Annotated in this window: 23 protein-coding genes; 11 read left to right on the top strand and 12 right to left on the bottom strand. The window is 48.9% G+C overall.

Going from position 1 to position 26,200, the window contains the following annotated elements:
• Nucleotides 1-60: 60 nt before the first annotated feature.
• Both ACO0K2_RS17595 and lnt read left to right on the top strand, forming a co-directional pair.
• Nucleotides 61-945, top strand: coding sequence for an HlyC/CorC family transporter (locus ACO0K2_RS17595; protein WP_423021237.1), 885 nt, complete (start codon nt 61-63; stop codon nt 943-945).
• A complete protein-coding gene (gene lnt, locus ACO0K2_RS17590; protein ID WP_423021235.1) occupies nt 932-2,536 on the top strand; it encodes an apolipoprotein N-acyltransferase in 1,605 nt (534 codons plus the stop codon). The genes ACO0K2_RS17595 and lnt overlap by 14 nt, the downstream gene beginning before the upstream one ends.
• A gap of 109 nt (nt 2,537-2,645) precedes the next feature.
• On the opposite strand, the gene ACO0K2_RS17585 is transcribed toward lnt, so the two are convergent.
• The 4 genes from ACO0K2_RS17585 to ACO0K2_RS17570 form a co-directional block, all read right to left on the bottom strand.
• Nucleotides 2,646-4,733: a M13 family metallopeptidase gene (locus ACO0K2_RS17585; RefSeq protein WP_423021233.1), complete on the bottom strand. Its 2,088-nt coding sequence runs from the start codon at nt 4,731-4,733 to the stop codon at nt 2,646-2,648.
• 315 nt (nt 4,734-5,048) lie between these two features.
• Nucleotides 5,049-5,858, bottom strand: a complete 810-nt coding sequence (lgt, locus tag ACO0K2_RS17580; protein WP_423021231.1) for a prolipoprotein diacylglyceryl transferase — start codon at nt 5,856-5,858, stop codon at nt 5,049-5,051.
• Nucleotides 5,852-6,763 carry a LysR family transcriptional regulator gene (locus ACO0K2_RS17575; protein ID WP_423021229.1) on the bottom strand — a complete coding sequence of 304 codons (912 nt, stop codon included), beginning with the start codon at nt 6,761-6,763 and terminating at the stop codon, nt 5,852-5,854. The genes lgt and ACO0K2_RS17575 overlap by 7 nt, the downstream gene beginning before the upstream one ends.
• Nucleotides 6,764-6,980: 217 nt before the next feature.
• The gene (locus tag ACO0K2_RS17570) at nt 6,981-7,202 is read right to left on the bottom strand and encodes a TIGR04438 family Trp-rich protein (RefSeq protein WP_423021227.1); all 222 of its coding nucleotides are present in this window, start codon (nt 7,200-7,202) and stop codon (nt 6,981-6,983) included.
• Nucleotides 7,203-7,328: 126 nt separating this feature from the next.
• Between ACO0K2_RS17570 and ACO0K2_RS17565 the strand changes: the two genes are divergently transcribed.
• Nucleotides 7,329-7,637, top strand: coding sequence for a c-type cytochrome (locus ACO0K2_RS17565; protein ID WP_423021225.1), 309 nt, complete (start codon nt 7,329-7,331; stop codon nt 7,635-7,637).
• Between the two features lie 137 nt (nt 7,638-7,774).
• Here ACO0K2_RS17565 and ACO0K2_RS17560 read toward each other — a convergent pair whose 3' ends face one another.
• Nucleotides 7,775-8,923 carry a branched-chain amino acid ABC transporter substrate-binding protein gene (locus tag ACO0K2_RS17560; protein WP_423021222.1) on the bottom strand — a complete coding sequence of 383 codons (1,149 nt, stop codon included), beginning with the start codon at nt 8,921-8,923 and terminating at the stop codon, nt 7,775-7,777.
• A gap of 147 nt (nt 8,924-9,070) precedes the next feature.
• Between ACO0K2_RS17560 and ACO0K2_RS17555 the strand changes: the two genes are divergently transcribed.
• A complete protein-coding gene (locus tag ACO0K2_RS17555) occupies nt 9,071-9,580 on the top strand; it encodes an Lrp/AsnC family transcriptional regulator (protein WP_423021220.1) in 510 nt (169 codons plus the stop codon).
• 124 nt (nt 9,581-9,704) lie between these two features.
• Here ACO0K2_RS17555 and ACO0K2_RS17550 read toward each other — a convergent pair whose 3' ends face one another.
• The 6 genes from ACO0K2_RS17550 to folD all read right to left on the bottom strand — a co-directional run bounded on the left by ACO0K2_RS17550 (nt 9,705) and on the right by folD (nt 15,527).
• The gene (locus tag ACO0K2_RS17550) at nt 9,705-11,012 is read right to left on the bottom strand and encodes a D-amino acid dehydrogenase (RefSeq protein ID WP_423021218.1); all 1,308 of its coding nucleotides are present in this window, start codon (nt 11,010-11,012) and stop codon (nt 9,705-9,707) included.
• 178 nt (nt 11,013-11,190) lie between these two features.
• A complete protein-coding gene (locus ACO0K2_RS17545; RefSeq protein WP_423021216.1) occupies nt 11,191-11,574 on the bottom strand; it encodes a hypothetical protein in 384 nt (127 codons plus the stop codon).
• A gap of 1 nt (nt 11,575) precedes the next feature.
• Nucleotides 11,576-12,013 carry a DNA polymerase III subunit chi gene (locus ACO0K2_RS17540; protein WP_423021214.1) on the bottom strand — a complete coding sequence of 146 codons (438 nt, stop codon included), beginning with the start codon at nt 12,011-12,013 and terminating at the stop codon, nt 11,576-11,578.
• Nucleotides 11,997-12,605, bottom strand: a complete 609-nt coding sequence (locus ACO0K2_RS17535) for a glutaredoxin family protein (RefSeq protein ID WP_423021212.1) — start codon at nt 12,603-12,605, stop codon at nt 11,997-11,999. Before ACO0K2_RS17535 ends, ACO0K2_RS17540 begins: the two co-directional genes overlap by 17 nt.
• An 11-nt stretch (nt 12,606-12,616) precedes the next feature.
• A complete protein-coding gene (locus ACO0K2_RS17530) occupies nt 12,617-14,680 on the bottom strand; it encodes a M3 family metallopeptidase (protein ID WP_423021210.1) in 2,064 nt (687 codons plus the stop codon).
• A 1-nt stretch (nt 14,681) separates the two neighbouring features.
• Nucleotides 14,682-15,527 carry a bifunctional methylenetetrahydrofolate dehydrogenase/methenyltetrahydrofolate cyclohydrolase FolD gene (gene folD, locus ACO0K2_RS17525; protein WP_423021208.1) on the bottom strand — a complete coding sequence of 282 codons (846 nt, stop codon included), beginning with the start codon at nt 15,525-15,527 and terminating at the stop codon, nt 14,682-14,684.
• 415 nt (nt 15,528-15,942) lie between these two features.
• Here folD and aceE point away from each other — a divergent pair, with 415 nt between their 5' ends.
• The 4 genes from aceE to ACO0K2_RS17505 all read left to right on the top strand — a co-directional run bounded on the left by aceE (nt 15,943) and on the right by ACO0K2_RS17505 (nt 23,622).
• Complete coding sequence (aceE, locus tag ACO0K2_RS17520) at nt 15,943-18,639, top strand: pyruvate dehydrogenase (acetyl-transferring), homodimeric type (protein ID WP_423021206.1); 2,697 nt, start codon at nt 15,943-15,945, stop codon at nt 18,637-18,639.
• 101 nt (nt 18,640-18,740) lie between these two features.
• Nucleotides 18,741-20,075 carry a dihydrolipoyllysine-residue acetyltransferase gene (gene aceF / locus ACO0K2_RS17515; RefSeq protein ID WP_423021204.1) on the top strand — a complete coding sequence of 445 codons (1,335 nt, stop codon included), beginning with the start codon at nt 18,741-18,743 and terminating at the stop codon, nt 20,073-20,075.
• 14 nt (nt 20,076-20,089) lie between these two features.
• On the top strand, nt 20,090-22,225 hold the full coding sequence (gene lpdA, locus ACO0K2_RS17510) for a dihydrolipoyl dehydrogenase (protein WP_423021202.1): 2,136 nt from the start codon (nt 20,090-20,092) through the stop codon (nt 22,223-22,225).
• Nucleotides 22,226-22,377: 152 nt separating this feature from the next.
• Nucleotides 22,378-23,622, top strand: coding sequence for an SGNH/GDSL hydrolase family protein (locus ACO0K2_RS17505; RefSeq protein ID WP_423021200.1), 1,245 nt, complete (start codon nt 22,378-22,380; stop codon nt 23,620-23,622).
• Nucleotides 23,623-23,679: 57 nt separating this feature from the next.
• Here the strand turns inward: ACO0K2_RS17505 and ACO0K2_RS17500 are convergent, their stop codons facing one another.
• Entirely contained in the window at nt 23,680-23,880 is a 201-nt protein-coding gene (locus ACO0K2_RS17500; protein ID WP_423021198.1) for a hypothetical protein, read from the bottom strand.
• Between the two features lie 198 nt (nt 23,881-24,078).
• On the opposite strand from ACO0K2_RS17500, the gene ACO0K2_RS17495 reads away from it, so the two are divergent.
• From ACO0K2_RS17495 to ACO0K2_RS17485, 3 genes are all read left to right on the top strand, one after another.
• A complete protein-coding gene (locus tag ACO0K2_RS17495; protein ID WP_423021196.1) occupies nt 24,079-24,240 on the top strand; it encodes a hypothetical protein in 162 nt (53 codons plus the stop codon).
• A 597-nt stretch (nt 24,241-24,837) separates the two neighbouring features.
• Nucleotides 24,838-25,227, top strand: a complete 390-nt coding sequence (locus ACO0K2_RS17490) for a hypothetical protein (RefSeq protein WP_423021194.1) — start codon at nt 24,838-24,840, stop codon at nt 25,225-25,227.
• Between the two features lie 487 nt (nt 25,228-25,714).
• Nucleotides 25,715-26,083 (top strand): hypothetical protein, encoded by a 369-nt coding sequence (locus tag ACO0K2_RS17485; protein ID WP_423021192.1) that lies wholly within the window; start codon nt 25,715-25,717, stop codon nt 26,081-26,083.
• Nucleotides 26,084-26,200: the final 117 nt, after the last annotated feature.

The raw sequence follows: 26,200 nt of genomic DNA, 5'->3' as shown, positions 1-26,200 counted from the left end.
TTGGGAAAGTCCCCGTTTTGTTGTATTCTGTAGGATTGAAACAACGGCGCCACGCCTCCTATGCAAGAGCACTCTAGTAAGGTCAGACCGACTGACCTTAAACCCCACAGGTCTTTATTTGAACGACTGACCGCCTTCATTTCTCCTGAACCAGAAAACCGCGCAGAGCTGTTAGAAGTGTTAACAGACGCTCAAGAACGCAATCTCATCGACGCTGATGCACTCGCGATGATCGAAGGCGTTTTCCAGGTATCTGATCTCGCCGCCCGTGACATCATGATTCCACGTTCTCAAATGGACGTTGTCGATATTTCCACACCGATTGACGAATGGATGCCGCAAGTCTTGTCTACGGCGCATTCACGGTTTCCGGCCATTGATGGCGATCCTGACCGGGTTGTGGGTATCTTGCTCGCCAAGGATTTGTTGCGCTATTACGCCGAAGAGGCATTCGAAGTGCGGGATATGCTGCGTCCTGTGGTGTACATTCCTGAGTCAAAGCGCTTAAATGTGCTCTTGCGAGATTTCCGTGCGAACCGCAATCATATTGCCATGGTGGTGGATGAGTACGGCGGGATTGCCGGATTAATCACGATCGAAGATGTCTTAGAGCAAATCGTCGGTGATATCGATGATGAATACGACTTTGACGAAGAAGAAGACAATATTTTCGCCCTAGAGAACAAAGGCAACGGTAAGCGTTGGCGGGTGAAAGGCTTGACTGATCTGGAGCAATTTAATGATGTGCTTGGGGTAAGTTTGCCAGGCAACGATACGGAGTCAATTGGTACCTTTGTTTCTCGTCACCTCGGCGAAGTCCCACACAAGGGCGATGAATTTCAGATTGGCCCATTACATTTTGAAGTCCTTCGTGCAGACGCGCGACAGGTACATATTCTGCAAGTAGAACAGCGACCTTGGACTAGCGCGGATGAGCAGTCTTAGCGTTGGTTCACCGGGCCTGTGGTCGCGCTTGTTAGCACGTATTTCTTACCGCCAAGCATGGGTGTTGGTGCTTGTTGCGGGTGGACTGAATGTGATCTCATTCGCGCCTGTTGGCGCATGGCCATGCCAGTTGATCGGCATGGCGCTGTTATTTTCTCTGTTACTTCAACCACATATCAAAGCGACACCGCGTCGCGTGGCTTGGCTTGCCTGGGCCTATAGTTTTGCGTGGTTGTTTTCTTGTACCAGTTGGCTCTTGATCGCCATGGTACGTTATGGCGGTATGCCTTCATCGTTAGCAGTCGCGGCGCTGGCGCTGCTTTGTGGCGCGTTGGCAATCTATGCCGCGCTGTCGACGACGATCGGATTATGGGTGCAACGTCGTTGGGCGCTCTCAGATGCCGAGCTATTGCTCGTCGTATTACCTATTCTTTGGATGTTCAATGAGTGGTTGCGCGGTTGGGTGTTGACTGGATTTCCGTGGTCGATTGCTGGTTATGCCTATACCAATACCCCTCTGGCTGGATTTGCGCCTGTCGTTGGTGTGTATGGTTTGAGTCTCTTTTCTGCGGTGTTGTCGGGGATGATAGCGTGGTTGGGAATGACCGGATTACGCCGAACACCGCTCGTTGTCTCAGGTGTACTGACGGTGGTGATCGTGGGCGGAGGGGCGTTGTTGCATCAAGTGGAGTGGACACAACCGATAGGCAAGCCCCTGAATGTCCGCCTTTTACAAGGCAACGTTGCGCAGGACATGAAGTTTGATCCGGAGCATCTCAGTGAATCGTTGGCGTTGTACCGCGACATGCTCACTGCCGCACCTGCCGATCTCATTGTGACGCCAGAGACCGCGTTTCCTATTGTGACCTCCGCATTGCCGCGAGATTTTTTACCTCGCCTGAATGCTTACGCACAACAGACACGTAGTGCCATGCTGTTGGGATTAGTCATTCAGGACAGTGAAGACCGCTATACCAACAGCCTCTTGGGATTTTCACCTCAGTATGCAAATCAAGCTTATCGCTATGACAAACATCACTTGGTGCCGTTTGGCGAATTCATTCCCTTTGGCTTCCGGTGGTTTGTACGCATGATGCAGATTCCCATGGGGGATTTATCGACGGCAGGTATGCTACAGGCGCCGATGGCGGTCGGAGATCAGTTTGTGATGCCCGATATTTGCTACGAAAGCTTATTTGGTGAAGAAATTGCCGCGCAGTTAGCGCACCAACAATCGTCAGGTCAGCCGATGGCGAGTATCTTGCTCAATGCCTCTAATCTTGCGTGGTACGGTGATTCCGTCGCGATGCCGCAGCATTTGCAATTTGCACAAATGCGCGTGTTAGAGACGGGACGTCCGTGGATTGGCGCAACCAATACTGGTGCAACGGTTGTGTTGGATGCACATGCGCACGTACAGGCACAGTTGCCACATTTACAGCGTGGTGTCTTGCAAGCCGCCGTTCAGGGCTATGGCGGTATGACACCGTATATCCGATGGGGCAACCTAGGCATCCTCATTCTGGCGTTGCTAAGTGGTACGGCGGTGTGTGGATGGTCGCGATATCGGCAGAGGGCATCTCAATCGTAATGTTGTAAAGCCATAATGGCATGACATTACCCGTGCGATCCAAGTGGATTGAACGAAAAAAAACGCAGGACATATTGAATGTCCTGCGTTTTTATTTTTTCTTCAACGATTACCAGATGGTTGTTCGTTTCTCAGGCGCAACGTACATCTTATCGCCTTCTTTGACGCCAAACGCTTCATAGAAGGCAGGTAAATTCGTCAGTGGCGCATTGCCGCGAACTTCTGCTGGGGAATGTGGGTCAACGCTCAACAAGCGGATAGCCTCCGCATCACGCGCCTTACCACGCCAAACTTGCGCCCAGCCCATAAACAGACGCTGATCGCCTGTATAACCATCAATCACTGGTGCAGGTTTGCCACCGAGTGAAATTTGATAGGCCTTATAGGCAATCGACAAACCAGAGTTATCCGCAATATTTTCACCCAGTGTCAGTGCGCCATTGACGTGATAGCCAGGCAGCGGGCTGTAGCCATTGTATTGTGCGACCAAGGCGCCAGTGAGTTTGCCAAAGTTTTCTTTGTCTTCTTTGGTCCACCAGTTACGCAGATTGCCGTCGCCATCGGATTGGCTACCCGAATCATCGAAACCATGGCTAATTTCATGACCAATCACCGCACCGATGCCGCCGTAGTTGACCGCATCATCAGCTGCAGGGTTAAAGAATGGTGGCTGCAAAATGGCGGCAGGGAACACGATCTCGTTCTGACGTGAGTTGTAATACGCGTTGACGGTTTGTGGACTCATGCCCCATTCTTTACGATCAACAGGCTTGCCGAGGCGAGCGATATCGCGTTGATGTTCGAATGTATGGCTACGGATCACATTACCCACCAAATCGTCGGCTTTGATCTGCAATGCGCTGTAATCGCGCCATTGGTCAGGGTAGGCGATTTTTGGTGTGAATTTAGAGAGCTTCACTAAGGCTTCTTTTTTCGTCTCTGGGCTCATCCACGTCAGCGTTTCGATGCTTTGTTTGTATGCTTCAATCAGGTTAGACACCAGTTTTTGCATACGGGCTTTGTCTTCCGGTGGGAAGTACTTAGCGACATAGATTTCGCCCAAGGCTTCTGACAGGCTCTCTTCAACACGACCCACCCCACGCTTCCAGCGCGGTTGGTTTTCTGGGATACCGCGCAAGGTCACGCTAGAGAACGAGAAGTCTTCATCCACAAAACGCTTGGACAAGAACGGTGCATACGCATCGAGCACTTTCCATTTGTAATAGGTTTTCCAGATATCGACTGGTGTGTCTTTGAACAGTTTCGCCATGCCAGTCATAAAGCTTGGTTGACGAACGATTACGTAATTCACTTTATGACCAACGCCTGTTCCTTCGAAATAAGCATTCCAGTCAAAGCCTGGTGTTACGTCGCCCAACTTCGCCATGTCGACTTTGTTATAGGTATTGATGGGATTACGGTTTTCGACTTTCGTCCATTGGATCGTCGCGATTTGGGTTTCGAGTGCAAGGATATCGGCGGCTGCTTTATCCGCATGTTTTTCACCACTCATCGACAACATTTTTTCTACGTGCTTCACATAGGCGTCGCGGAAACCTTTGAACTTTGCATCGTCTTTGAGATAGTAGTCACGGTCTGGTAAACTCAGGCCGCCTTGGCTGACATAGACAGCGTAGGTGCGCGAGTCACGCGCATCTTGTCCGACACCGGAATTGATCGGCAGAGAAACGCCAATTTGAGACAAATGCGCGATTAACGCTGGGAAATCCGTTGGCTTGCTGATTTTATCGATGCGAGCAAACGTTGATTTTAATGGTTGAATGTCGAGCTTTTCAGCGCGTGCTTCATCCATAAAGCTGTTGTAGAGTGCCGCAATTTTTTGTTGGTTACTGCCAGCTTTCAGATGCTTATCTGCGACCAGCGCATCGATAATGTCGCGGGAACGCTTTTCAGAGAGTTCGCGTAATTGATCGAAAGAGCCATAACGAGCGCGGTCCGCAGGAATTTCTGCGGTCGCCAGCCATTTACCAGACATAAATTTGAAAAAATCATCTTGCGGACGCACGCTCGTATCTTGCCACTGCAGATCGATCCCAGAACGCAATGCTGGCGTTGCCGCAGCAACCTGACCAGCAGCATTGGCTGTAGCAGGAGTCGGTGATTGAGCGAAAGCCATGGTTGATCCACTCAGCGAGAGAGTGGTGAGTACCGCCAAAGAAAGCAAAGTGCGTTGCATGTGATGATCCCTTGAGTATATTGATTAACACCGGCGCTGATTGTGCCGGACGAAATGACGCGGCCATGCATGACATCAAACGAGGTCGACCAAGATGGCGATCTTCATTTTTGATTTTATTTTTTACAGAACCACGACCCCATTTGACAAAAAGGCTGACAAATAGTTCGTCGTTTAACGAAATATATGCCAGCCTGAGGGCCTTGTGCAAAAAATTTCAAAGAAAAGCCCCCGCTGTTTGCGATGGCGGGGGCTAATTCCTTTTGTCGGGTCGCTATAGCGTTGATATGGCCCCGACCAATGAGTCAAGGGTGCTCAGTGCGGTGTTTGCTGTCGTCGTTGCTGCCAGTAGGCAAAGCCCAAAAGACCTAATCCCACAGCGATCATCGGGAGCGATAACATTTGTCCGGCAGAGATCGTCACGCCTGCAAAACTGACTTCATAATCTGGCGTGCGGAAGTATTCGGTGAAGAACCGCGCACAGCCATATAAGGTGACAAACATTGCGCCGACGGCCAATGGTGGGCGTTGTTTCCGTGCATAAATCCACAAGATAATGAATAGCAAGACGCCGTCGACTAAGGCTTGATAAATCGGTGAAGGATGAACTGGATAATCAACGCCAGGCCAAATCATCGCCCAAGGCAGATCAGGAGAGGCAATTCTGCCAGGTAATTCATGGTTGATAAAATTGCCGATCCGACCCGCTGCATAGCCCAGCGGCACCAACGGGGCTATAAAATCATAGACATGAACGAGCGGCATCTTGACCTTACGGGCCCATAAAAACATCGCAATCAACACGCCAATGAAACCACCGTGGAATGACATGCCACCATGCCAGACCTGCACAATCTCCAGCGGATTGGCAAAGAAAAACTGAGGGCGATAGAAAAACACTTCGCCTAATCGTCCACCCAACACGACCCCAAGCACGCCGTAAAACAACATATCGTCAATGTGCTCTTTCGTCCAGCCTTGGGCTGCAATATGGGGTAATCGAAGGCGAACTCTGCCAAGCGCCACAAACTGAGCGAAAGCAACCATATACATTAAGCCATACCAATGGACTTGTAGAGGACCAAGAGAAAAAGCGACTGGATCTGGATTGGGGTGAATCAGCATAATGTGTGGTGTAAGAGCTGTAAAAAAGAGGTTAATACGGCCGATGTATTGTCCTTGCGCCACGCAAAGCCAATCTCAACAGCGGGTGTTTTACTGGTGAACGCATGGTAAGACACCCCAGGCCGCTGTAAGTTCGACACGGATTGTGGCACAAGTGCTATTCCCATGCCAGCTGAAACCAGACCAACGATGGTTTGCATCTGAATCGCCTCTTGTCCAATCTCTGGTGTTAAACCAGATTCATGGAAAAAACCTAAAATCGCGTCGTGTAAAGCAGGGGCAATTTTTCGGGGAAATAAGATCAGCGCTTGGTCTTTACATTGCTCAATGCTGACCGCCTCTCCGTGGGGGAATAAATGCTCTGGTGCGGCTAGGATTAAGGGCTCGGTCAAAATCTTTTGGTAATCCAGCACCGCCAAGGATTTCTCAGGAATCGGAGGAATCATAAAACCCGCATCAATTTCGCCTTTTTCAAGCGCATCGAGTTGGATATCGGTCGTGGCTTCGCGTAATTCAATGCTCACATTCGCATGGCTTTGCCTAAATGTTCGCAGCGTCGGGGGCAATATGCTGTAATCGGCAATAGAAACAAACGCCAGACTGAGGTGCCCCTGCGTGCCTGCCGCAGCGCGTTGCACTAACTGCCGCAGACCTGCTGCTTGTAGCAATAGTTTCCGTGCTTCGGGAAGGAGGGCCTTTCCTGCAGCGGTGAGGGCGATTTGTCGCGTGCTGCGCACAAACAGCGGTGTTCCAAGGTCTGCTTCAAATGCTTGAATTGCCTGAGAGAGTGGGGGCTGCGTCATATGCAAGCGAGTAGCCGCTTTGCCGAAATGCAACTCTTCTGCCACCGCGATGAAGTAGCGTAACTGGCGTAATTCCAGATGCCGTTGGTCAAGGTCATTCATGGTGGGACATGGCAAGTAGGGGGATAAAAGAAATCAGCCACAAAAACTGGCAGCGACACTCAATGAAACCAGATTGAATACGTCATGAGGGCTGACACGACCGTGGAGCGTGAATACACGCCGAATGTCTGCTGACGATGATCTGAATCACGTCGACTAAGTATGCTGAAGCGATTGCCTCAGCATACGATCGATCGTTAGAGAAAAACGAGAGAACTCACTTTTTACCCAAGGTTCTTTTGATACGTTCTTGCTTCATTTTTTCAAAATGGGCATCGTCTTTGCGCTTATCTAAACCTAAAACGCGTTCAAAAATTTCAAACCACAAGAAGGCAAAAACGGCTAAACCGACAATCCACCACCAAGAAATTCCTGCAAAAACCGAGATATTCGCTAACTTTAAAACCAGTAACAGTACAAGTGGAATGATTAATAACATAGTTGCTCCCTTTTTTTTGCAGATTAAAGCGTATTTTGCCGCGGGTCAACCTACTCATTTAAGTACATCATGCGTAGGCAGAAAACGCGTTAAAATGAAAATGCATTTTTTAACCTGGAGAAAACAATGAAATATTCATTATTCGTAGGTGCAGCAGTCGCTCTTTTGGCGTCTGGTTCTGCAATGGCTAATATGGATCTGGCCAAATCTAAGAATTGCATGACTTGTCATTCGATTGATACAAAAATCGTTGGTCCTGCTTATAAAGATGTTGCAAAAAAATATGCTGGCGACAAAACAGCAGAAGCGAAGCTCGTACAGAAAGTATTGAAGGGTGGTAGCGGTACGTGGGGCCCGATTCCAATGCCTGCTAACACGCAGGTGTCAGAAGCAGAAGCACACACATTGGTAAAGTGGGTCTTGTCACAGAAGTAAAGCGGGATTCGTAGGCTGTCTCGCGTCCGTCCTGTGTTGTGGATGAGATGGGGGATAGAACAACGGTGACCGATAATAAAAAGCCCGGGAAAATCAGCGTAACGCGATTTTCCCAGGCTTCATTTTATGACTTCAAATTACTTAGTGACTGCTAACAGATCACGTTTGCCGCCTTTGTATGTGTACAAAGTCAGAGTACCGTCTTTGATGTCGCCTTTGTCGTCAAAGGAGATATCGCCAGTCACACCGTGGTATTTGATTTTCTTCAGGAATGGCAAGTATTTTGCGGAATCAGCGGAGTTCGCTTCTTTCATTGCTTGTGCCATTGTCATCACTGCATCGTAAACATACGGTGCATAGATTTCAACTTCTACGCCGAATTTCTTCTTGTAGTCAGCTTTCCATTTTTCGTTCGCTGCTTTTTGTGCGTCCAGAACACCACCAGCTTCAGCGCAAACTACTTGGCCTTCGCCGATTGCATCGCCAGCCAGTTTAACCAGATCCGCTGTACAGATACCGTCGCCGCCCATGAATTTAGCATTGATACCCAGTGCTTTCATCTGACGCAGCATTGGACCAGCAACTGCATCCATACCGCCGAAGAAAATCACGTCTGGGTTTTTCGCTTTGATTGTGGTTAAAATCGCGCTGAAATCAGTGGATTTGTCTGTTGTATGTTCTTGTACAACAACTTCCGCGCCTTTACCTTTTGCGCCTTTGATAAATTCTGCAGCAACGCCTTCGCCGTACGCTGTTTTATCATCGATCACAGCGATTTTCTTCGCTTTGTTGATTTGTACAGCGTAACGACCCAATGTACCGCCCAATTGGCCGTCATTTGCTACCACACGGAACGCGCCTTTGAAGCCTTGTTGTGTGTATTTTGGGTTTGTTGCGGATGGGGAGATTTGTACCAGGCCTGCATCGTTGTAAATTTTAGACGCTGGAATTGTTGTACCGGAGTTCAAGTGACCGATAACGCCGTTGACTTTCGCGTCAACCAGTTTTTGTGCTACGGTAGTCGCTTGTTTTGGATCTGCTGCGTCATCTTCAGCGAGCAGTTCGAATTTTGCTTTTTTACCGCCGATCATCAAGCCTTTAGTATTGAGCTCTTCGATCGCCATTTTCGCGCCGTTTTCATTGTCTTTACCCAGATGCGCAATAGCACCAGAGATAGGACCAACGTGACCAATTTTAATAACTACTTCGTCAGCTGCCGATGCTGCACCAGCGAAAGCGAAAGCAATTGCGCCAGCCAGTGGGATCATTTTTGTTTTGAACGACATGAACATTACTCCTAAGGTTTAATAAAGTAGGACAACACTATTGCATTACCAACTTATTCAGATCACTGAATAAGCAAAAGGTACAACAGAAAAAATATTTCGCAAAGCTATTTTGTGCGGTTTTTTTTTAAAACAGACGATTTTTATATGCCTCATTTCCGTGCGCTAGACAAGCTTGATCGCAAGCTTTTGAATCATCTTCAAAAAGACAATCAAATTCCAACCCGAACGCTTGCTGAAAAATTACACATTTCTCAGCCAACTTGTTTGCGCCGCATCAGAGAACTTCGCGATGCAGGCGTTATCAGTGCTGACGTTAGCGTTGTTGACCCCTTTGGACTGGCGTTTGGAATGCTCGCTTTTCTTGAGGTTTCACTGGTGAACCAGAGTGATGAATTCATGCACGATTTTGAGGCACGCATGAATAAAGAGCCGGAGGTGATGCAGTGTTATTTTGTGTCAGGTGAGTACGATTATTTCTTGGTTGTACACGTGATTGACATGGATGCGTACTACCAATTTGTGCGGCGCGTCATTTCTGGGTCGGGTAACGTGCGTCATTTTCATTCTCGATTTCCGATGAAGAAGACGAAATTCACGACGCGAATTGCATTTGATGAGAAAACAGAAGAAGTGCAGGTGAAAGTGAAAAAGTAGGCCTTACTTTCAGCGTGATTAAGGCCTTCTTTCGCAAAAATGAAACACTGACTTGCACCCTAGACGAGAGCGCGGCGCCGTGGAGGCGCCGTTAGTGCTGCTCGATAAATACCTTGGTGCCAACTTAACCGACGGTCGCAAGCCTTGGAGATGGCCGCTGGCGCTCAATACCGGTGAAAGCAAAGTCGACATCTGGCACATAGCCCGACATGATTTCTGCAAGGGCGCGACCCGACCCGACCCCCATTGTCCAGCCCAAGGTGCCATGACCTGTGTTTAAAAATAGATTCTGGTAGCGTGTTTTACCGATGTAGGGCACGTTAGAAGGGGTGAGTGGCCGTAAACCCGTCCAATACACAGGGTTGGTATAGTCACAAGCATGTGGAAACAGCTCTCTTGTACGTCGGGTGATTGCTTCGCAGCGGGCGGTATTGAGCTCTCGGGAGTAGCCATTGATCTCGCATGTCCCCGCAACCCGCAATCTGTCACCAAGTCTTGAGACGACCAGTTTATAGCCATCGTCTGTTAAAGACACAGTCGGTGCGGCGGCGGGGTCGGTAATTTGATAGGTCGCTGAATAGCCCTTGCCAGGATAGATCATTAACGAGATCCCGAGGGGCTGTAAGAGTGGTTGAGAAAAACTTCCCATGGCAACGACAAAATTGTCTGCGCGCAACACTTGGTGGCGACCATGTTCATCAATCACCTCGACACCGGTGATTGTTGCGTCGCTGCCACATCCCTCATGGAGCAAGCGTGTCACGCTCGTGTTGTAGCGGAAGACAACGCCAGCGGCCGCTGCTTTTTGTGCCAATCCCGTCGTGAATTTGTACACATCGCCGGATTCATCCGTTTCTGTAAAATCGCCGCCAACGATATGCGAACGTATTCCTGCCAATGCTGGTTCATGGCGGACCACCTCGTCAGCAGAGATTGAGACGCGCGGACATCCCAATTCGCGCATTAAACGTGCCGCGGGTAAGGAAATATCAAATTCTTTCTGGTCGGTATAAAAATGCAGAATGCCTTGACTGAGATTGTCGTACTCAATTCCCGTACTGGCGCGAACTTCGAGTAAAGTTTGGCGACTGAATTCAGCAATGGCGACAATTTGACGAATATTGCGGTCAGTTCTGCCTTGGGTGCATTCACGCAGAAACGCCATTCCCCATTTCCATTGAAGCCATTCAGCACGGGGGCGAAACAGCAAAGGCGCGTCTTCCTTACCGAGCCATTTCAGTACTTTTAAGGGGGCTGATGGGTTGGCCCAAGGTTCGGCGTGCGATACCGAGATCTGTCCACCGTTAGCAAAACTCGTTTCTTGGGCTGCCCCGGGTTGACGCTCGATGACCGTTACATCGTGACCCTGTTGACGCAAGAACCATGCGGTTGAAATGCCGATAATACCGGCGCCGAGAACGATAACTTTCATTGACCCATCTCCCTTAATCATTGACGCTGCAGCAAGGTGTGCAGCGTGTTTTTATCTCAGGAGAGATTGTAGAAAGCTTATTGTTTTTGAGGTAATCAGAAAGAGGGTGTTTATTTTTATTTTTAAAAACAAAAATAATATCGATGTTTATAAATAAAAATAATTTTGAGATTTTTGCTTATTTTGATGCTTTTACCTTGGCAATTTCTTGGGTCACTGCGCGAGTGACCACTTCTTCAAGTGAATTCTTCAGGCCTGCGCGAATTTCATCTGCGAGTTTCTCGACGGCAGTCTGAAGCACATCGGCCAAACTATCACGTACGCGGTGTTCCAGAACGAAATCGACGCGGCTCAAGACTTGCTTGAGAACATTCTCTCGGAGCGCTTGTTCCATCAATTGCCATTGCTCTTCTTGCAGCGTGCCATCAACAGCAACGTGTTCGCTGAACTCGTTAGCGGTATCGCCTACTGGTGACGGGGTTTCCCCATCGAGCATCGGTAGCGTTTCGGGAGGGATAATTTCGGTCAGGACCGGAATGTTGGCATCGAGTGACGTGTTCATATTATTTCGCTACGTTATGGCTCAAGGGAAAGGCTTGCTGGTGGTAGTAACGATAGCGCTCGCGTCCGGCATTGGTGTCTGCCACTTCGCTAGAAACGATTTCTATCATCCGCGCGAACACCTCAAAATTGTCTGGGGTTGACGCGCTTAAATTCACGAGGAGTTCAACATGGGGACTGTTTTCGAGGTTACCTTGGCTGAGGATGATGGGGGTAACGCTGGCTAAAGGGTCATCGGCCATGACATGGGGCAAGAAGCCCGTGTCTTCGAGCGTCCATAACGCAGCATCGATGCGTTGCAGCTCTTCGCGATCGGGGTGATAGACCACGACTTTACATTGGGCATGACGCGCTTTACGAATCAGCCGACATGCATAATTGAGCTTATCGGCGACGTTGCTATGAAAGTCGATACGGGTTTTTTCAGAAGCGGAAGCCATTGTCATTTTCCGGTTTTTTGACAGGTGCTGGCGTTGGTGTCACGACAGGCTTCGGTGGTGCTGGATCTGGCTTGGCGACGGGGGCGAGGCTCTCTGGTTGCGGATAACTATACGTCGCTGGTAACCGGTTTGATTCTGGGTAACCGGCGTTGCTAATGGCTGCTTTCCACTCACTTTGGTTGAAACCGTGCAGTTTATTGTTTCCTACCGTCAGGAACGGCAATTCAATATCCCCGCTGATTTGTTTCAGCTTGTCGGTGTCCGCGTTCGATTTTACGGATTTTTCTGCAAAGGGTACACCAGCGGACTTGAGAAAAGATTTGCCATCAACACAAGGCTTGCAATTCGTTGTCGTGTACAACACCACTGGGTTTTTTGACGCCGCCAATTTCAGTTCATAAGGGAAATTTGTCACATCTTGCGATGGAGAAAGACTCTTCGTTTCCACAATTTTCTGATTGACCGGTGGCGTGTCGGAATACGTCACTTTGCCATCGGGACCCACGGATTTGTACAACTGCGCCTCTGCAACGCTTGCGACGAGGCACAGCGGTAACATCCAACGCATAACTTTCATTGATGGTTGCTTCAATTCTTTCTCCTTCAAGCAGCCATGCCGCTATGGCGTAACAAGGCATCGATCGATGGTTCTCTGCCTCGGAACGCTTTGAATGATTCTAATGCAGGACGCGAGCCGCCGACCTCTAAGACTTCGCGCTGGAATTGTTCACCGACGGTACGGGAGAGGTTGCTTCCTTCGTGTTGACCTTGTTCTTCAAATGCAGCATAAGCGTCAGCAGATAATACCTCGGCCCATTTATAACTGTAATACCCTGCAGCGTAGCCGCCAGCAAAAATATGACTGAAGGAATGTTGCAGTCGGTTAAAGGCGGGCGCTTTGAATACGGATACTTGCTCGCGAACACCATTGAGAACATCTTGCACGGTCTGTTGACCTTGGGGATCAAATTCGCCATGTAAGCGCATATCGAAAAGGGCGAATTCAACCTGACGTAATGTTTGTAAGCCAGATTGGAAATTTTTTGCAGCGACCATTTTGTCATATAAGTCGCGCGGCAACGGCATTCCTGTCTCGGCATGCGCGGTCATTTTCTGTAATACATCCCATTCCCAGCAGAAATTTTCCATGAATTGAGAGGGTAATTCGACCGCATCCCATTCAACACCCGAAATACCTGAGACGGATAAATCATCCACTTTCGTCAGCATGTGGTGTAAGCCGTGGCCAAACTCATGAAACAACGTGATGACTTCATCGTGTGTGAAGTACGCTGGTTTCTTGACGCCATTAACGGTGGCAGGTTCAGTGAAATTGCAGACAAGGTAAGCCACTGGGGTCTGTACACCTTGAGCGGTCAGGCGACGACCACGCGCGTCATCCATCCACGCGCCACCACGTTTGCCATTGCGTGCATACAAATCCAAGTAGAACTGACCAATGAGCTCGCCTTGTTTTTCGATACGATAAAATTTCACATCTGGGTGCCATGTGCCTGCGTGATCCGGTGTAATTTCGACGCCAAATAGGGTCTGGATGACGCTAAATAAGCCATTGACGACCTGATGCTCAGGGAAATATTGTTTTACTTCTTGCTCGGAAAATGCGTAGCGTTGTTCGCGCAATTTTTCAGAGGCATACGCGACATCCCATGCTTCGAGCGTCTCGATACCAAGTTCGTCGGCAGCAAATTGCCGTAACTCTTGTAAGTCTTTTTCTGCAAACGGACGTGCTTTTGACGCTAAATCTTCCAAGAAGCGCGCTACTTGGGCGGGCGACTCTGCCATTTTGCTGACCAAGGAGATCTCGGCATAGTTTTGGTAACCCAATAATTGGGCTTCTTCTTGGCGCAATTGGAGGATCTCATTGATGATCGCAGTGTTGTCCCATTCTGGTTTTGCGCCCAACTCAGAGGCCTTCGTGGCATTGGCGCGATAAATCGTCGCACGCACATCACGGTCATCAGCATACTGTAAGAGCGGGAAATACGATGGGAAATGCAGGGTGAACTTGTAGCCGGTCACGCCGTCTTTTTCTGCGGCAGCTTTGGCTGCTTGCACCACATCTTCGGGTAAACCTTGAAGTTGAGCGACATCCTCAATCACCAATTGGTAATCATTCGTCGCATCGAGTACGTTTTCAGAAAAACGGGTGGTCAACATGGCCAGTTTTTCTTGAATCTCGGCATAGCGACGTTGTTTATCCTCCGTCAACTCCGCACCACTTAAACGAAAATCACGGATCGCATGTTCGATGATTGTTTTTCGCGCCACGGGCAAGGATTCAAAGTCTGGCTTTGCACGTAAGGCTTTGTATTTGTCGAAGAGGGCCAAGTTTTGTCCCAATTCTGTCCAAAATTCTGTGATCGCTGGCTGATTCTCGTTATAAGCAGCGCGTAATTCTGGAGTATCGGCGACACCGTTGAGGTGGCCGATGATGCCCCATGCGCGACCAAGTCTTTCCGTAGCGTTCTCCAATGGCTCGACAAACGTTTCCCAACTGACAGGGGAGGTATCCTCGGAAAGTTGTTGAATTACGGCACGATTTTCTTGCAGCAATTGGGTGACGGCAGGCGTCACCTGATCGGCGCGAATATCAGAAAAACGTGGCAGATCGCTAAAGTCGAGCAATGGAGAGGCAATAGTCATATTAATTTCTTTCAGCAGCTTCGATCGTGTTAACCAGCAACATGGTAATGGTCATTGGACCCACACCACCTGGTACTGGCGTAATGTATCCCGCAACTTCTTTGCTCGGTGCAAAGTCAACGTCACCACACAGTTTGCCTTCATCGTCGCGATTCATGCCAACGTCGATGACCACCGCACCAGGTTTAATCATATCGGCTGTCACGATGTTACGTTTACCAGTGGCAACGACAAGGATGTCCGCATTGCGCGTGTGGGCAGCAAGGTCACGGGTCTTGGAATTACAGATGGTGACGGTAGCGCCTGCTTGCAAGAGCAACATTGCTTGCGGCTTACCGACGATGTTCGAGGCACCAACAACAACCGCATTGGCACCACGGACTGGGTAGTCGATCGATTCCAGCATTTTCATCACACCGTAAGGAGTGCAAGGGCGGAACAATGGTTGTCCCGTCATCAGCAAGCCTGCATTGCTGATGTGGAAGCCGTCTACGTCTTTCTCCGCGGCAATCGCCTCAATGACTTTGTTTGCGTTGATATGCGCTGGAAGGGGCAGTTGAACCAGAATACCGTTAATTTTTGGATCGTGATTGAGGCGGTCGATATGGCCTAACAACGCTTCTTCACTCAATGCTGCATCGTATTTTTCTAACACCGAATAGAACCCGCAGTCTTCACAAGCTTTGACTTTATTGCGCACATAGACCTGAGAAGCGGGATTTTCTCCTACTAAGATCACAGCCAAACCCGGCTGTTTGCCTTTGGCGGTCAATGCTGCTGCACGTTGGCTGACGTCGGCGCGAAGTTGTTGGGAGAGGAGGGTTCCGTTGATGAGTTGTGCGGTCATGATAGCGATGGATAAAAACAGGAGGAACCATGATTATAAAGGATGCACCGCCATGCATTGACGGCAAGTGCGCGATCTCTGCGAAGTTTTTCCGATTATGTGCTGATTGGTTCTTTGTGGCGCTTTCCTGATGGTTGTTGCGAATAAGTCAGAGCAGATTTTGAATCTTGAATGATTTTTTTCCTGTTTTATTGCATCGCAATCGTCATCAAACATACGACCACTTTCACTCTCGTCTTTGTTTGCGGGAATTATTTTGCAGAGCAGCATAATTTCACATTATGGAATCGCATATCGCTATTTGGAAAATTAAAAAAGCCCTGTTAGAATACCTACACTAAGAAAAGTAACGCCTATATTTGTCGATGTGCCACCGCGCAATTACCTCAAAAGCGCACCAACAGGAGACCTCTTTATGTCACCCCAGATAGACCAAGTTTTGGCGCAAGCCGTCAATGATCCTGATGTTATGGAAACCAACGAGTGGCTCGATGCCCTCGAATCAGTCATTGAAAACGAAGGGCCAGAACGTGCTCATTACCTGATGGAACGTATGGTTGATTTAGCGCGTCGTCGTGGTGCGCACATCCCATTCTCTAGCAATACTGCCTACGTCAATACGATTCCCGCTGATCAAGGGCAACATTGCCCAGGTAACCTGGAAATCGAAGAAAAACTGCGCTCCATGATGCGTTGGAACGCGATGGCGATGGTGGTGAAAGCCAATCGTCTGGACGGTGATCTGGGTGGTCACTTGTCGAGTTTCGCGTCGTTGGCAAACATGCTGGGTATCGGTTTTAACCATTTCTGGCATGCACCAACAGAAGATCACGGTGGTGACTTGTTGTACATCCAAGGCCACTCTTCTCCAGGTATCTACGCTCGTGCGTTCCTGGAAGGTCGTCTGACAGAAGAACAATTGCTGCATTTCCGCCGCGAAGTGGATGGCAAAGGTTTGTCTTCCTACCCACATCCAAAATTGATGCCTGATTTTTGGCAGTTCCCAACCGTCTCCATGGGTCTTGGCCCATTGATGGCGATCTATCAAGCGCGCTTCTTGAAGTACCTGCACGCTCGCGGTATTGCTGACACTGAAAAACGTAAAGTGTGGGCATTCTGCGGCGACGGTGAGATGGATGAACCAGAATCCATGGGTGCGATTGGTATGGCAGGTCGCGAACAGCTGGATAACTTAGTCATCGTGGTTAACTGCAACTTGCAACGTCTGGATGGTCCTGTCCGTGGTAACGGTAAGATCATTCAAGAATTGGAATCGGATTTCCGTGGCGCAGGCTGGAATGTCGTTAAAGTTATCTGGGGTTCTGGCTGGGATGAGTTGCTGGCAAAAGACAAAGAAGGCATTCTGCAAAAAGTCATGATGGAAACCGTTGACGGTGAATATCAGAACTACAAAGCCAAAGATGGCGCGTATGTCCGTGCAAATTTCTTCGGCAAACATCCAAAATTGCTGGAAATGGTCAGCAAAATGTCGGATGACGACATCTGGCGTCTGACCCGCGGTGGTCACGACCCACACAAAATCTATGCTGCATTCAAAGTGGCACAAGAAAACAAAGGTCAGCCAACCGTTATTTTGGCGAAGAGTATTAAAGGTTTCGGCTTCGGTAAATCTGGCGAAGCACGTAATACAGCGCACAACACCAAGAAGCTGGATGACGAGGCAATCAAAGCCATGCGCGACCGCTTCCAGTTGCCAATCGCTGACGCTGATCTGCCATCGATTCCGTTCTACAAACCTGCTGACGACACACCAGAAATGCAATATCTGCATGCACGTCGTAAAGCCTTGGGCGGCTATTTGCCACAGCGTCGTCAGAAAGCGGATGAAGCTTTGGTCGTCCCTGCGCTGTCAGCTTTCCAAGCCATGCTGGAACCAACAGCAGAAGGCCGTGAAATTTCGACGACAGCAGCTTATGTCCGTATTTTGACGGCTTTGTTGCGCGACAACAGCTTGGGCCCACGTGTTGTGCCTATCATGGTTGATGAGTCTCGTACCTTCGGTATGGAAGGTCTGTTCCGTCAAATCGGTATTTTCAGTCAGGTCGGTCAGTTGTACGAGCCAGTCGATAAAGACCAGGTCATGTACTACCGTGAAGACAAAGCGGGTCAGATTCTGCAAGAAGGTATTAATGAAGCGGGTGGTATGAGCTCATGGATTGCTGCAGCAACCTCCTACTCGACCAATAACCGCGTCATGATTCCGTTCTACACCTACTACTCCATGTTCGGTCTGCAACGTATTGGTGATTTGGCATGGGCAGCGGGCGATATGCGTGCACGTGGCTTCTTGCTGGGTGGTACAGCGGGTCGTACGACATTGAACGGCGAAGGTTTGCAGCATGAAGATGGTCATAGCCACGTATTGGCATCGACCATTCCTAACTGCGTTCCTTACGATCCAACATTTGCACATGAAGTTGCAGTGATTATCCATGACGGTCTGCGCCGCATGGTGACAGAGCAAGAAGACGTGTTCTACTACATCACATTGATGAACGAGAACTACAGCCATCCAGGTATCAAACCAGGTCAAGAAGAAGGCATCATCAAAGGTCTGTATCAGTTGCAACAATCTGCACAAACCACGAAACATCGTGTGCAGTTGATGGGCTCCGGTACGATTCTGCGTGAAGTGATCGCTGCTGCAGCATTGTTGGAAAGTGATTGGGGTATCGCGGCTGACGTGTGGTCTGCACCATCCTTCACATTGCTGGCACGTGACGGTCAGGATGCTGAACGTTGGAACATGTTGCACCCAACGGAGACAGCACGTTTGCCATACATCACGCAATGCCTGAAAGATACACAAGGTCCTATCGTTGTATCGACCGATTACATGCGTACATTTGCAGAGCAAGTCCGTGCGTTTATTCCTAAAGATCGCAGCTATAAAGTGTTGGGTACAGATGGCTTCGGTCGCTCCGATTCACGCGAAAAACTGCGTGAATTCTTCGAAGTGAACCGTTACTTCGTCGTCATCGCCGCATTGAAATCGTTGGCTGACGAAGGTGCGTTGTCCGCTTCCGTCGTTGCGCAAGCGATTACGAAATACGGTATCGACGCAGACAAACCAAATCCGGTCACTGTGTAACCCCTGCGCGGGGGCCGCTTTACACGCCCTCGCACGATTGCATCCTTGAACGGTGCGCCGCAGTGCGCACCCTACGAAAGAAACGTAAACGGAGCTATTTTATGAGCGCAATTGAAGTCAAAGTACCGGATATCGGTGATTTCAAGGAAGTAGAAGTCATTGAACTGATGGTGAAAGTCGGCGATACCATCAAAGTTGATCAGTCATTGATCACTGTTGAATCTGATAAAGCCAGCATGGAAATTCCTTCCAGCCATGCCGGTGTCATTACAGAAATTAAAGTGAAAGTCGGCGATAAAGTAGCTGAAGGTTCTTTGTTGGTGTTGGTTGAAGCGACTGCAGGCGCTGCATCAGCAGCCCCATCAGCACCGGTAGCTCCAGCCCCAACGCCAGCCGCCCCAGCGCCAGTTGCTGCTGCACCGGCACCGGTCGCTGCACCAGCACCTGTTGCTGCGCCCGTATCCGCTCCCGTGGCCGCTCCCGTGGCGACTGCGAGCGCTGGTAAAGCACATGCTTCTCCTTCGATCCGCAAATTCGCTCGTGAATTGGGCGTTGATCTGACCCGCGTTGCTGGCTCAGGTCAAAAAGGTCGTATCACACAAGAAGACGTACAGAATTTTGTCAAAGGCATCATGGCAGGTAGTACCGCTGTGGCTGCCGTTGCTGCACCTGTGGCGAAAAACGGTAGTGGCGTCGGTCTGGATTTGTTGCCATGGCCATCATTGGATTTCAGCAAATTTGGTACGACCGAATTGTTGCCATTGTCGCGTATCAAAAAACTCAGTGGACCGAACTTACATCGCAACTGGGTCATGATTCCGCATGTGACGCAATTCGATGAAGCCGATATCACTGGTCTGGAAGAATTCCGTAAATCATCCAACGATGCATTAGTGAAGTCTGGCGTGAAATTGACGATGTTGGCATTTGTGATCAAAGCCAGCGTCGCTGCATTGAAGAAATTTAAAGCGTTCAATGCCTCTCTGGACGCTACCGGTGAAAACCTGATTCTGAAGCAGTACTACAACATCGGTTTTGCGGCAGATACACCGAATGGTTTGGTGGTTCCTGTCATCAAAAATGCAGATCAAAAAACCTTGTCTCAGATCGCTGTTGAAATGGGTGAGTTGTCCGCACAAGCGCGTGACGGCAAGCTCAAGCCAGCCGATATGCAGGGCGCGACATTCACCATTTCTTCTTTGGGTGGTATCGGTGGTACAGCATTTACACCGATTATCAATGCGCCTGAAGTGGCGATTCTGGGCTTGTCTAAATCCAGCATGAAACCAGTTTGGGATGGCAAACAATTCGTACCACGTTTGATGTTGCCATTGTCCTTGTCCTACGATCACCGTGTGATCGATGGTGCGATGGCTGCGAAATTTACGGCATATCTGGCTGATGTTCTGGCTGATCTGCGTAAAACCTTGCTGTGATTGGAGAGCATGCGATGAGTACAGTGGAAGTCAAAGTACCGGATATCGGTGATTTTAAAGAAGTCGAAGTCATTGAGTTGCTGGTAAAAGTGGGTGATACCATTAAGGTTGACCAGTCTCTGGTGACTGTCGAATCAGACAAGGCCAGTATGGAAATTCCATCCAGCCATGCCGGCGTGATCAAAGAATTGCGCGTCAAGCTGGGCGATAAGATCGCTGAAGGTAGTTTGTTATTGATCGTGGAAGCTGAGGGTGGTGCTGCAGTTACATCTACGGCTCCAGCTCCTGCAGCCGCAACAGTAGCCGTACCAGTAGCCGCTCCAGCACCAGTTGCAGCCGTATCCGCCCCACTCGTCGCTGCGACGGCGGTGGTAGGTATCGTTGAAGTGAAAGTACCAGATATCGGCGATTTCAAAGAAGTCGAAGTCATCGAATTGATGGTCAAAGTGGGCGACACCATCAAAGTCGATCAGTCATTGATCACGGTTGAATCTGACAAGGCCAGCATGGAAATTCCATCCAGCCATGCAGGTGTGGTCAAAGAAGTGAAAGTCAAAGTCGGTGACAAAGTCGCCGAAGGCTCGTTGTTATTGTTGGTCGAAGCAGTAGGTGCCGCCACCGCTGCTGGATCAGCACCAGCGGCACCAGCACCAGCACCAGCAGCACCGGTTGCTGCCAGTGCACCTGCAGTACCAGCTCCAGTAGCGTCTGGCTACAGTGGTCAGGTCGATGTGCAATGCGACATGATGGTGCTCGGCGCGGGTCCTGGTGGATATTCAGCAGCGTTCCGCGCGGCCGATCTGGGCTTAAATACCGTGTTAGTAGAAAAATACTCGACACTCGGTGGCGTTTGCCTGAACGTTGGTTGCATTCCATCGAAAGCACTGTTGCACGTTGCTGCGGTGATTGATGAGACATCGCACATGGAAGCGCTGGGCGTGAGCTTTGCGAAGCCAACGATTGATATCGACAAATTGCGCGGCTACAAAGAAAGCGTCATCAAAAAAATGACGACAGGCTTAGCTGGTATGGCAAAAGCACGGAAGGTCAATATCGTTCAAGGTGTTGGCCAGTTCCTGAGCCCTTACCACATCGAAGTTACTGCAGCCGACGGCACTAAAAAAGTCGTACAGTTCAAGCAGGCAATCATCGCTGCTGGCTCTTCCGTTGTGAATTTGCCTTTCGTTCCTGCTGATCCACGGATCGTCGATAGTACAGGCGCATTGGAATTGCGTCAGGTACCGAAGCGGATGTTGGTCATCGGTGGCGGCATTATCGGTTTGGAGATGGCGACGGTCTATTCCACACTCGGTGCGCGTATTGATGTCGTTGAGATGATGGATGGTCTGATGCAAGGCGCTGATCGCGATATGGTCAAGGTCTGGCAAAAATTCAACGAAAAACGTTTTGACAACATCATGTTGAAAACCAAAACGGTTGGCGTTGAAGCTCTACCAGAAGGCATCAAAGTGACCTTCGCATCTGCCGTTGAAGGCGAAGCAGCACCTGCACCGCAATTGTATGATCTGGTATTGGTCGCTGTCGGACGTAGCCCGAACGGTAAAAAAATCGCTGCCGATAAAGCAGGTGTGGCAGTGACTGACCGTGGCTTCATCAACGTTGATAAGCAAATGCGTACCAATGTGCCACATATTTTCGCGATTGGTGATTTGGTTGGACAACCAATGCTGGCGCATAAAGCAGTGCACGAAGCGCATGTGGCCGCAGAAGCAGCTGCCGGTGAGAAAGCCTACTTTGACGCATCGGTTATCCCATCCGTGGCTTATACCGATCCTGAAGTAGCGTGGGTCGGTGTGACCGAAGACGAAGCCAAGGCAAAAGGTCTGAAGGTTGAAAAAGGCTTGTTCCCATGGATGGCGTCTGGTCGTGCAGTTGCCAATGGTCGCGATGAAGGCTTTACGAAGCTGATTTTTGATGCGGAAACGAAACGTATTGTCGGTGGTGGTATCGTTGGTACCCATGCAGGCGATATGATCGGTGAAATCGCGTTGGCCATCGAAATGGGCGCTGACGCGGTGGATATTGGTAAAACAATTCATCCGCATCCTACATTGGGTGAATCCATTGGTATGGCGGCAGAAGTCTTTAAAGGCGTCTGTACCGATTTGCCTCCGCAGCGTAAAAAGTAAGCAATAGCTTTAGATAAAAAACCGCGATCAAGGTCGCGGTTTTTTTATGCCTTGAGCGTCTGTCATTTGGGTGATTGAATAGCGTGAAGAAGTTGGGTGCTTTCTGTTATTCTGATACAGATCTCAGTTCAACCACATGGAGCCAAGTTAAGATGGTTCAACCAATCTCGTTAGCAGAAAAAAGCCGTCGTTTCTTCATCCAATGCATCGCCATGAGTTGCCTCTGGACGACAACACTGTCGCATGCAGATAGCAAATTGACCTGGATAGGGTCATGGATGGCCGCCCCTGACCAGATCGGACCACCCCTCAAAGCACAAACCATCCGGCAGGTGATACGCACCAGCATCGGTGGGCAGCAGGTACGTCTTCGTCTTTCTAATCAATATGGTAAAGAACCACTAGAGTTCGGCGCAGTGCACTTGGCAGTCCATGCGCGTAACGCAGCGATTCAGCCTGGAACAGACCATATAGTGACTTTCGGCGGTAAACGAAAAGGAATGATTGCTGTTGGCGAGACCGTCGTCAGCGATCCCGTCACGATGCCAGTGGCTGCCTTGCAAGAGCTGGCAGTGAGTATCTATCTGCCATCAGGCATCATTGCATCGACGTTACACGGCACAGCACAACAGACGGTGTATTCAGTTCCTGAGCTTGATCAGACCGCTGCTTTGGATTTGGCTCACCCCGATAAAGACGATAGTCGCTATTTTTTAGCTGACATCGAAGTACTCGCACCCTCATGCAGTCAGGCCATCGTTGTCCTCGGTGATTCGATTACCGATGGCGTGGGTTCAACTGAGGATAAGAATACCAGGTGGACCGATTTTCTTGCAGAACGTCTACATAGTGACCGTAGACGTTCTGCCATGGCGGTGCTCAATGCCGGGATCAGCGGTAATCGACTGCTGAACGATGGCGTTGACCCTTTTGTTGGCCCCAGTATGCTTAAACGTCTAGAGCGCGATGTGTTGAGCAAACCGAATGTACGTTGGGTGATTGTCTTTGGCGGCATCAACGATATCAGTGGTGCACAGGTATTACGTGGCGCGAAGGATAAAGTGACGGTTGCCCAGTTGATCGAGGGGATGACCACGCTTGTGACGCGCGCGCATGCCAAAGGATTATCCGTATTCGGGACAACCTTATTACCGAACGGCGGCACCGTTGGTGTGATTGGTCACAGTACGAATGGTGAAAAAATGCGCCAGGAAATTAATGCGTGGATTCGTCAATCTGGGGTGTTTGACGGCGTGATCGACGCTGATCGTGCTCTGGCATCGACGACGGATCCGTCGCGCCTCGCACAACAGTTTGATAGCGGAGATCACACCCATCCCAACGACGCTGGATACCGAGCAATCGCCAATGCGGTCGATCTTCATTTTTTTCAGTGAAACATGAAGATCGACGACCTAGAGACGATGTAGTGAACTAACGCTGCAATGAAATAATTAGTTGGATTTTGGATCAATAATTTTGTTGAGCAGCTCAGTCGGTATCGGTTGACCATTGGCGCTCATTTGGCGCACGGTTTCATGCAACAGTTGCAGACGAACGATTTTTAATACCGCAGAGGCAATGATCCCTACGATGGGTATCAGCAGCGCGAAAATCGGGATCAAGACAGGTGACACGTCGGTTAATGCATTCATGATGATCTTTCTCGGTAAATAAGTGTGCTACCTGAGGGGAATTCGCCGTCTGCGAACCCAAATAAATGATGTTGGGAAATACAAAAGCGTATCAATTATGGTAATAAATATATTAATAGTCAACCGCCGTTGATTTTTTTTTGCGTGGTAAAAAGGAGCCGGACGGTGCCTAGGTGCCTGAATACAAGGGGGGAGGCGATGGATCCAAAAATCAAGATTGAGAAAGGCGGATCGGTCAAGCGGACGATCCGTCTTACTGACGACCAAATTGGCCCATATCCGGTCTCGACGGAATCCCTTTGGTTCGATATTGAGGGCGATGATCTGCTGCGTCTGAAGAGCATTCCGTTCTTTGTTTAACGGAATTTGTTGGCGAGCCTTATGGCGTTTTCCGCTTCGATCACTTTGATAAGAAAATAATTTCTATTATTACTGGAACGGGGTCTGGGTATTTGATTCACATTGTTTCAGTAGATAAGATCTCTGTAAAAGAAATATTTTCCGATGGTGAAATTTCTTATCCGAAGATTGATTTAAAAATTGATGGCTCAATCAACGTATCTTTAGTAAAGCACGACGGATAATTGATGCATAGGATTTCACGAGGAAAGGATATTCCAGAGACGATGCTGTTAAGGAAAAATTCCTCAATTTAAGTTCTGCAAACACGACACAAATAGCTGAGGCAAAGGCGGAACCAAAGTTGAGTCGCCAGTGCCAGAGCAAGGGTAGGGAAGAAAATTGGTGGAGGAGCAAGGACTTGGATAAAGCCTGGTGACTTCAATGAAGTTAATAAAGATTTTGATAAGGTGAATCCATTGAACGTGGGTGACAAGGGGAATATTGTTGGTGTCGGTACATGAGAAGATAGTAGTAATGGTAGGCCCACCATTGATATACAGCGGTGGATGAAAAACGGGTCAGCGATAAAATATGCCACAACTAATGGGTACCGGTATGAATAAACAAATTTTCCGACCGTGGAATGCCACTGACATACCTACTTCGAGTCGGATGATTTTCGAAGGGATCACTTACGGCAATGGTATGCGGATTAGCCTTAGGGAAGCCAGTGGGGATGGTCGGCGTCTCTATCTGGATTTTCCAGAACTTCCAACCGCTATACGTGTAGCAAATGAGAGTATGAGGCTAGCTTCGTTGCCTCTAGTGCCGAAGGATGTTGGCGGCTCATTTTTCTTGGTCGAGAATTCGGAATTCTTGACTTGGTTGAATAATGATTCGCTTGGCATTTATAAGGATGACCCAGTTTTTCATTTGGCGATCGTGACTGATGAATGGGTAGACGTTATTTGCAATGAAAATCCAGCGGTCATTTTTGAGAGTTGATAAATCGTTGAATCTCTCCGTTATGTATAGAATTATTTTTAGTGCTGGTTGCGTCGCGAAATGGAAATGAGAAACTTGGTGTTTTAGGCAAAAATTTTGCTCCACATGACGAAGTAATAACGCTCTATAATCGGACAACAAATGTAGCTCCAACGCCGGAGCAAAAAGCATTTGTTTAGGGGAAACCTTGTGCTGAATGGCGCGCCTTATTGAAAATCAAGTGGCCAATCATAGGGATCCTTTGGTTGTTTTGCACTATCGAGAGGGAAGCGTAAATTCGGCGCAGCAACGATCAGTGGGGGCTGTTCAAGTGCATTGCTCAACTTGCTCCGCACGATGAAGCTCTGGAAGCGTCCAACGAATTTTAAAAAGCGCTGCATCCGGCCAAGGAAATGCTTCTACACAACGCGAATAGCGATCTTTTACGTATTACCAGGCAAGCTTGGACTGCTTTCCAGAAACACGACCTTAGTGGCCTCGGAGTTGAATGATGAATATTCGGTTGTTCTGTTTTCTTTGTACATTCTTTATATGCACTAACGCGTTTGCTGTGGGCGATTCAGGAGTTGTATTGTCAATGGCGGGAGAGTGTTTTGTTTTGGTGTTTACCGCTTGCTATATCTTGATAGTGAAGCAGCAGTGGCGAAGAAAAATTGAGGCTTTTTCCATCGTCGCTATGGGTGGCTTGATGCTCAGTTTCTCATATCGCATTCCTGACTATCTGAGTCACAGTGGACTAATTAACGTTCTATGTATTGGTATCGTGATGCTGTCCGTTGCACTCTCAATAGTTGTGTTGCGAAATGGTGCTTCGTCAATTTGGAAATTTATTGGTCTTGGTAAAACCAATAAATAAAAGTTAGAAATACTGGAAAATGGAAAAGTGACGTCTTACTATCGTAGCTTTGATGTCCTGCATTTTATAAATTTCATCACTCTGAATTCTACAAGTGTTCCTGGTCAGCGCATATCA

This window comes from Undibacterium sp. MH2W (assembly GCF_049340215.1).
Taxonomy (GTDB): Bacteria; Pseudomonadota; Gammaproteobacteria; order Burkholderiales; family Burkholderiaceae_D; genus Undibacterium.
Note: the sequence above shows the minus strand (reverse complement) of the source record. Positions and strands in the feature narration are given on the sequence as shown.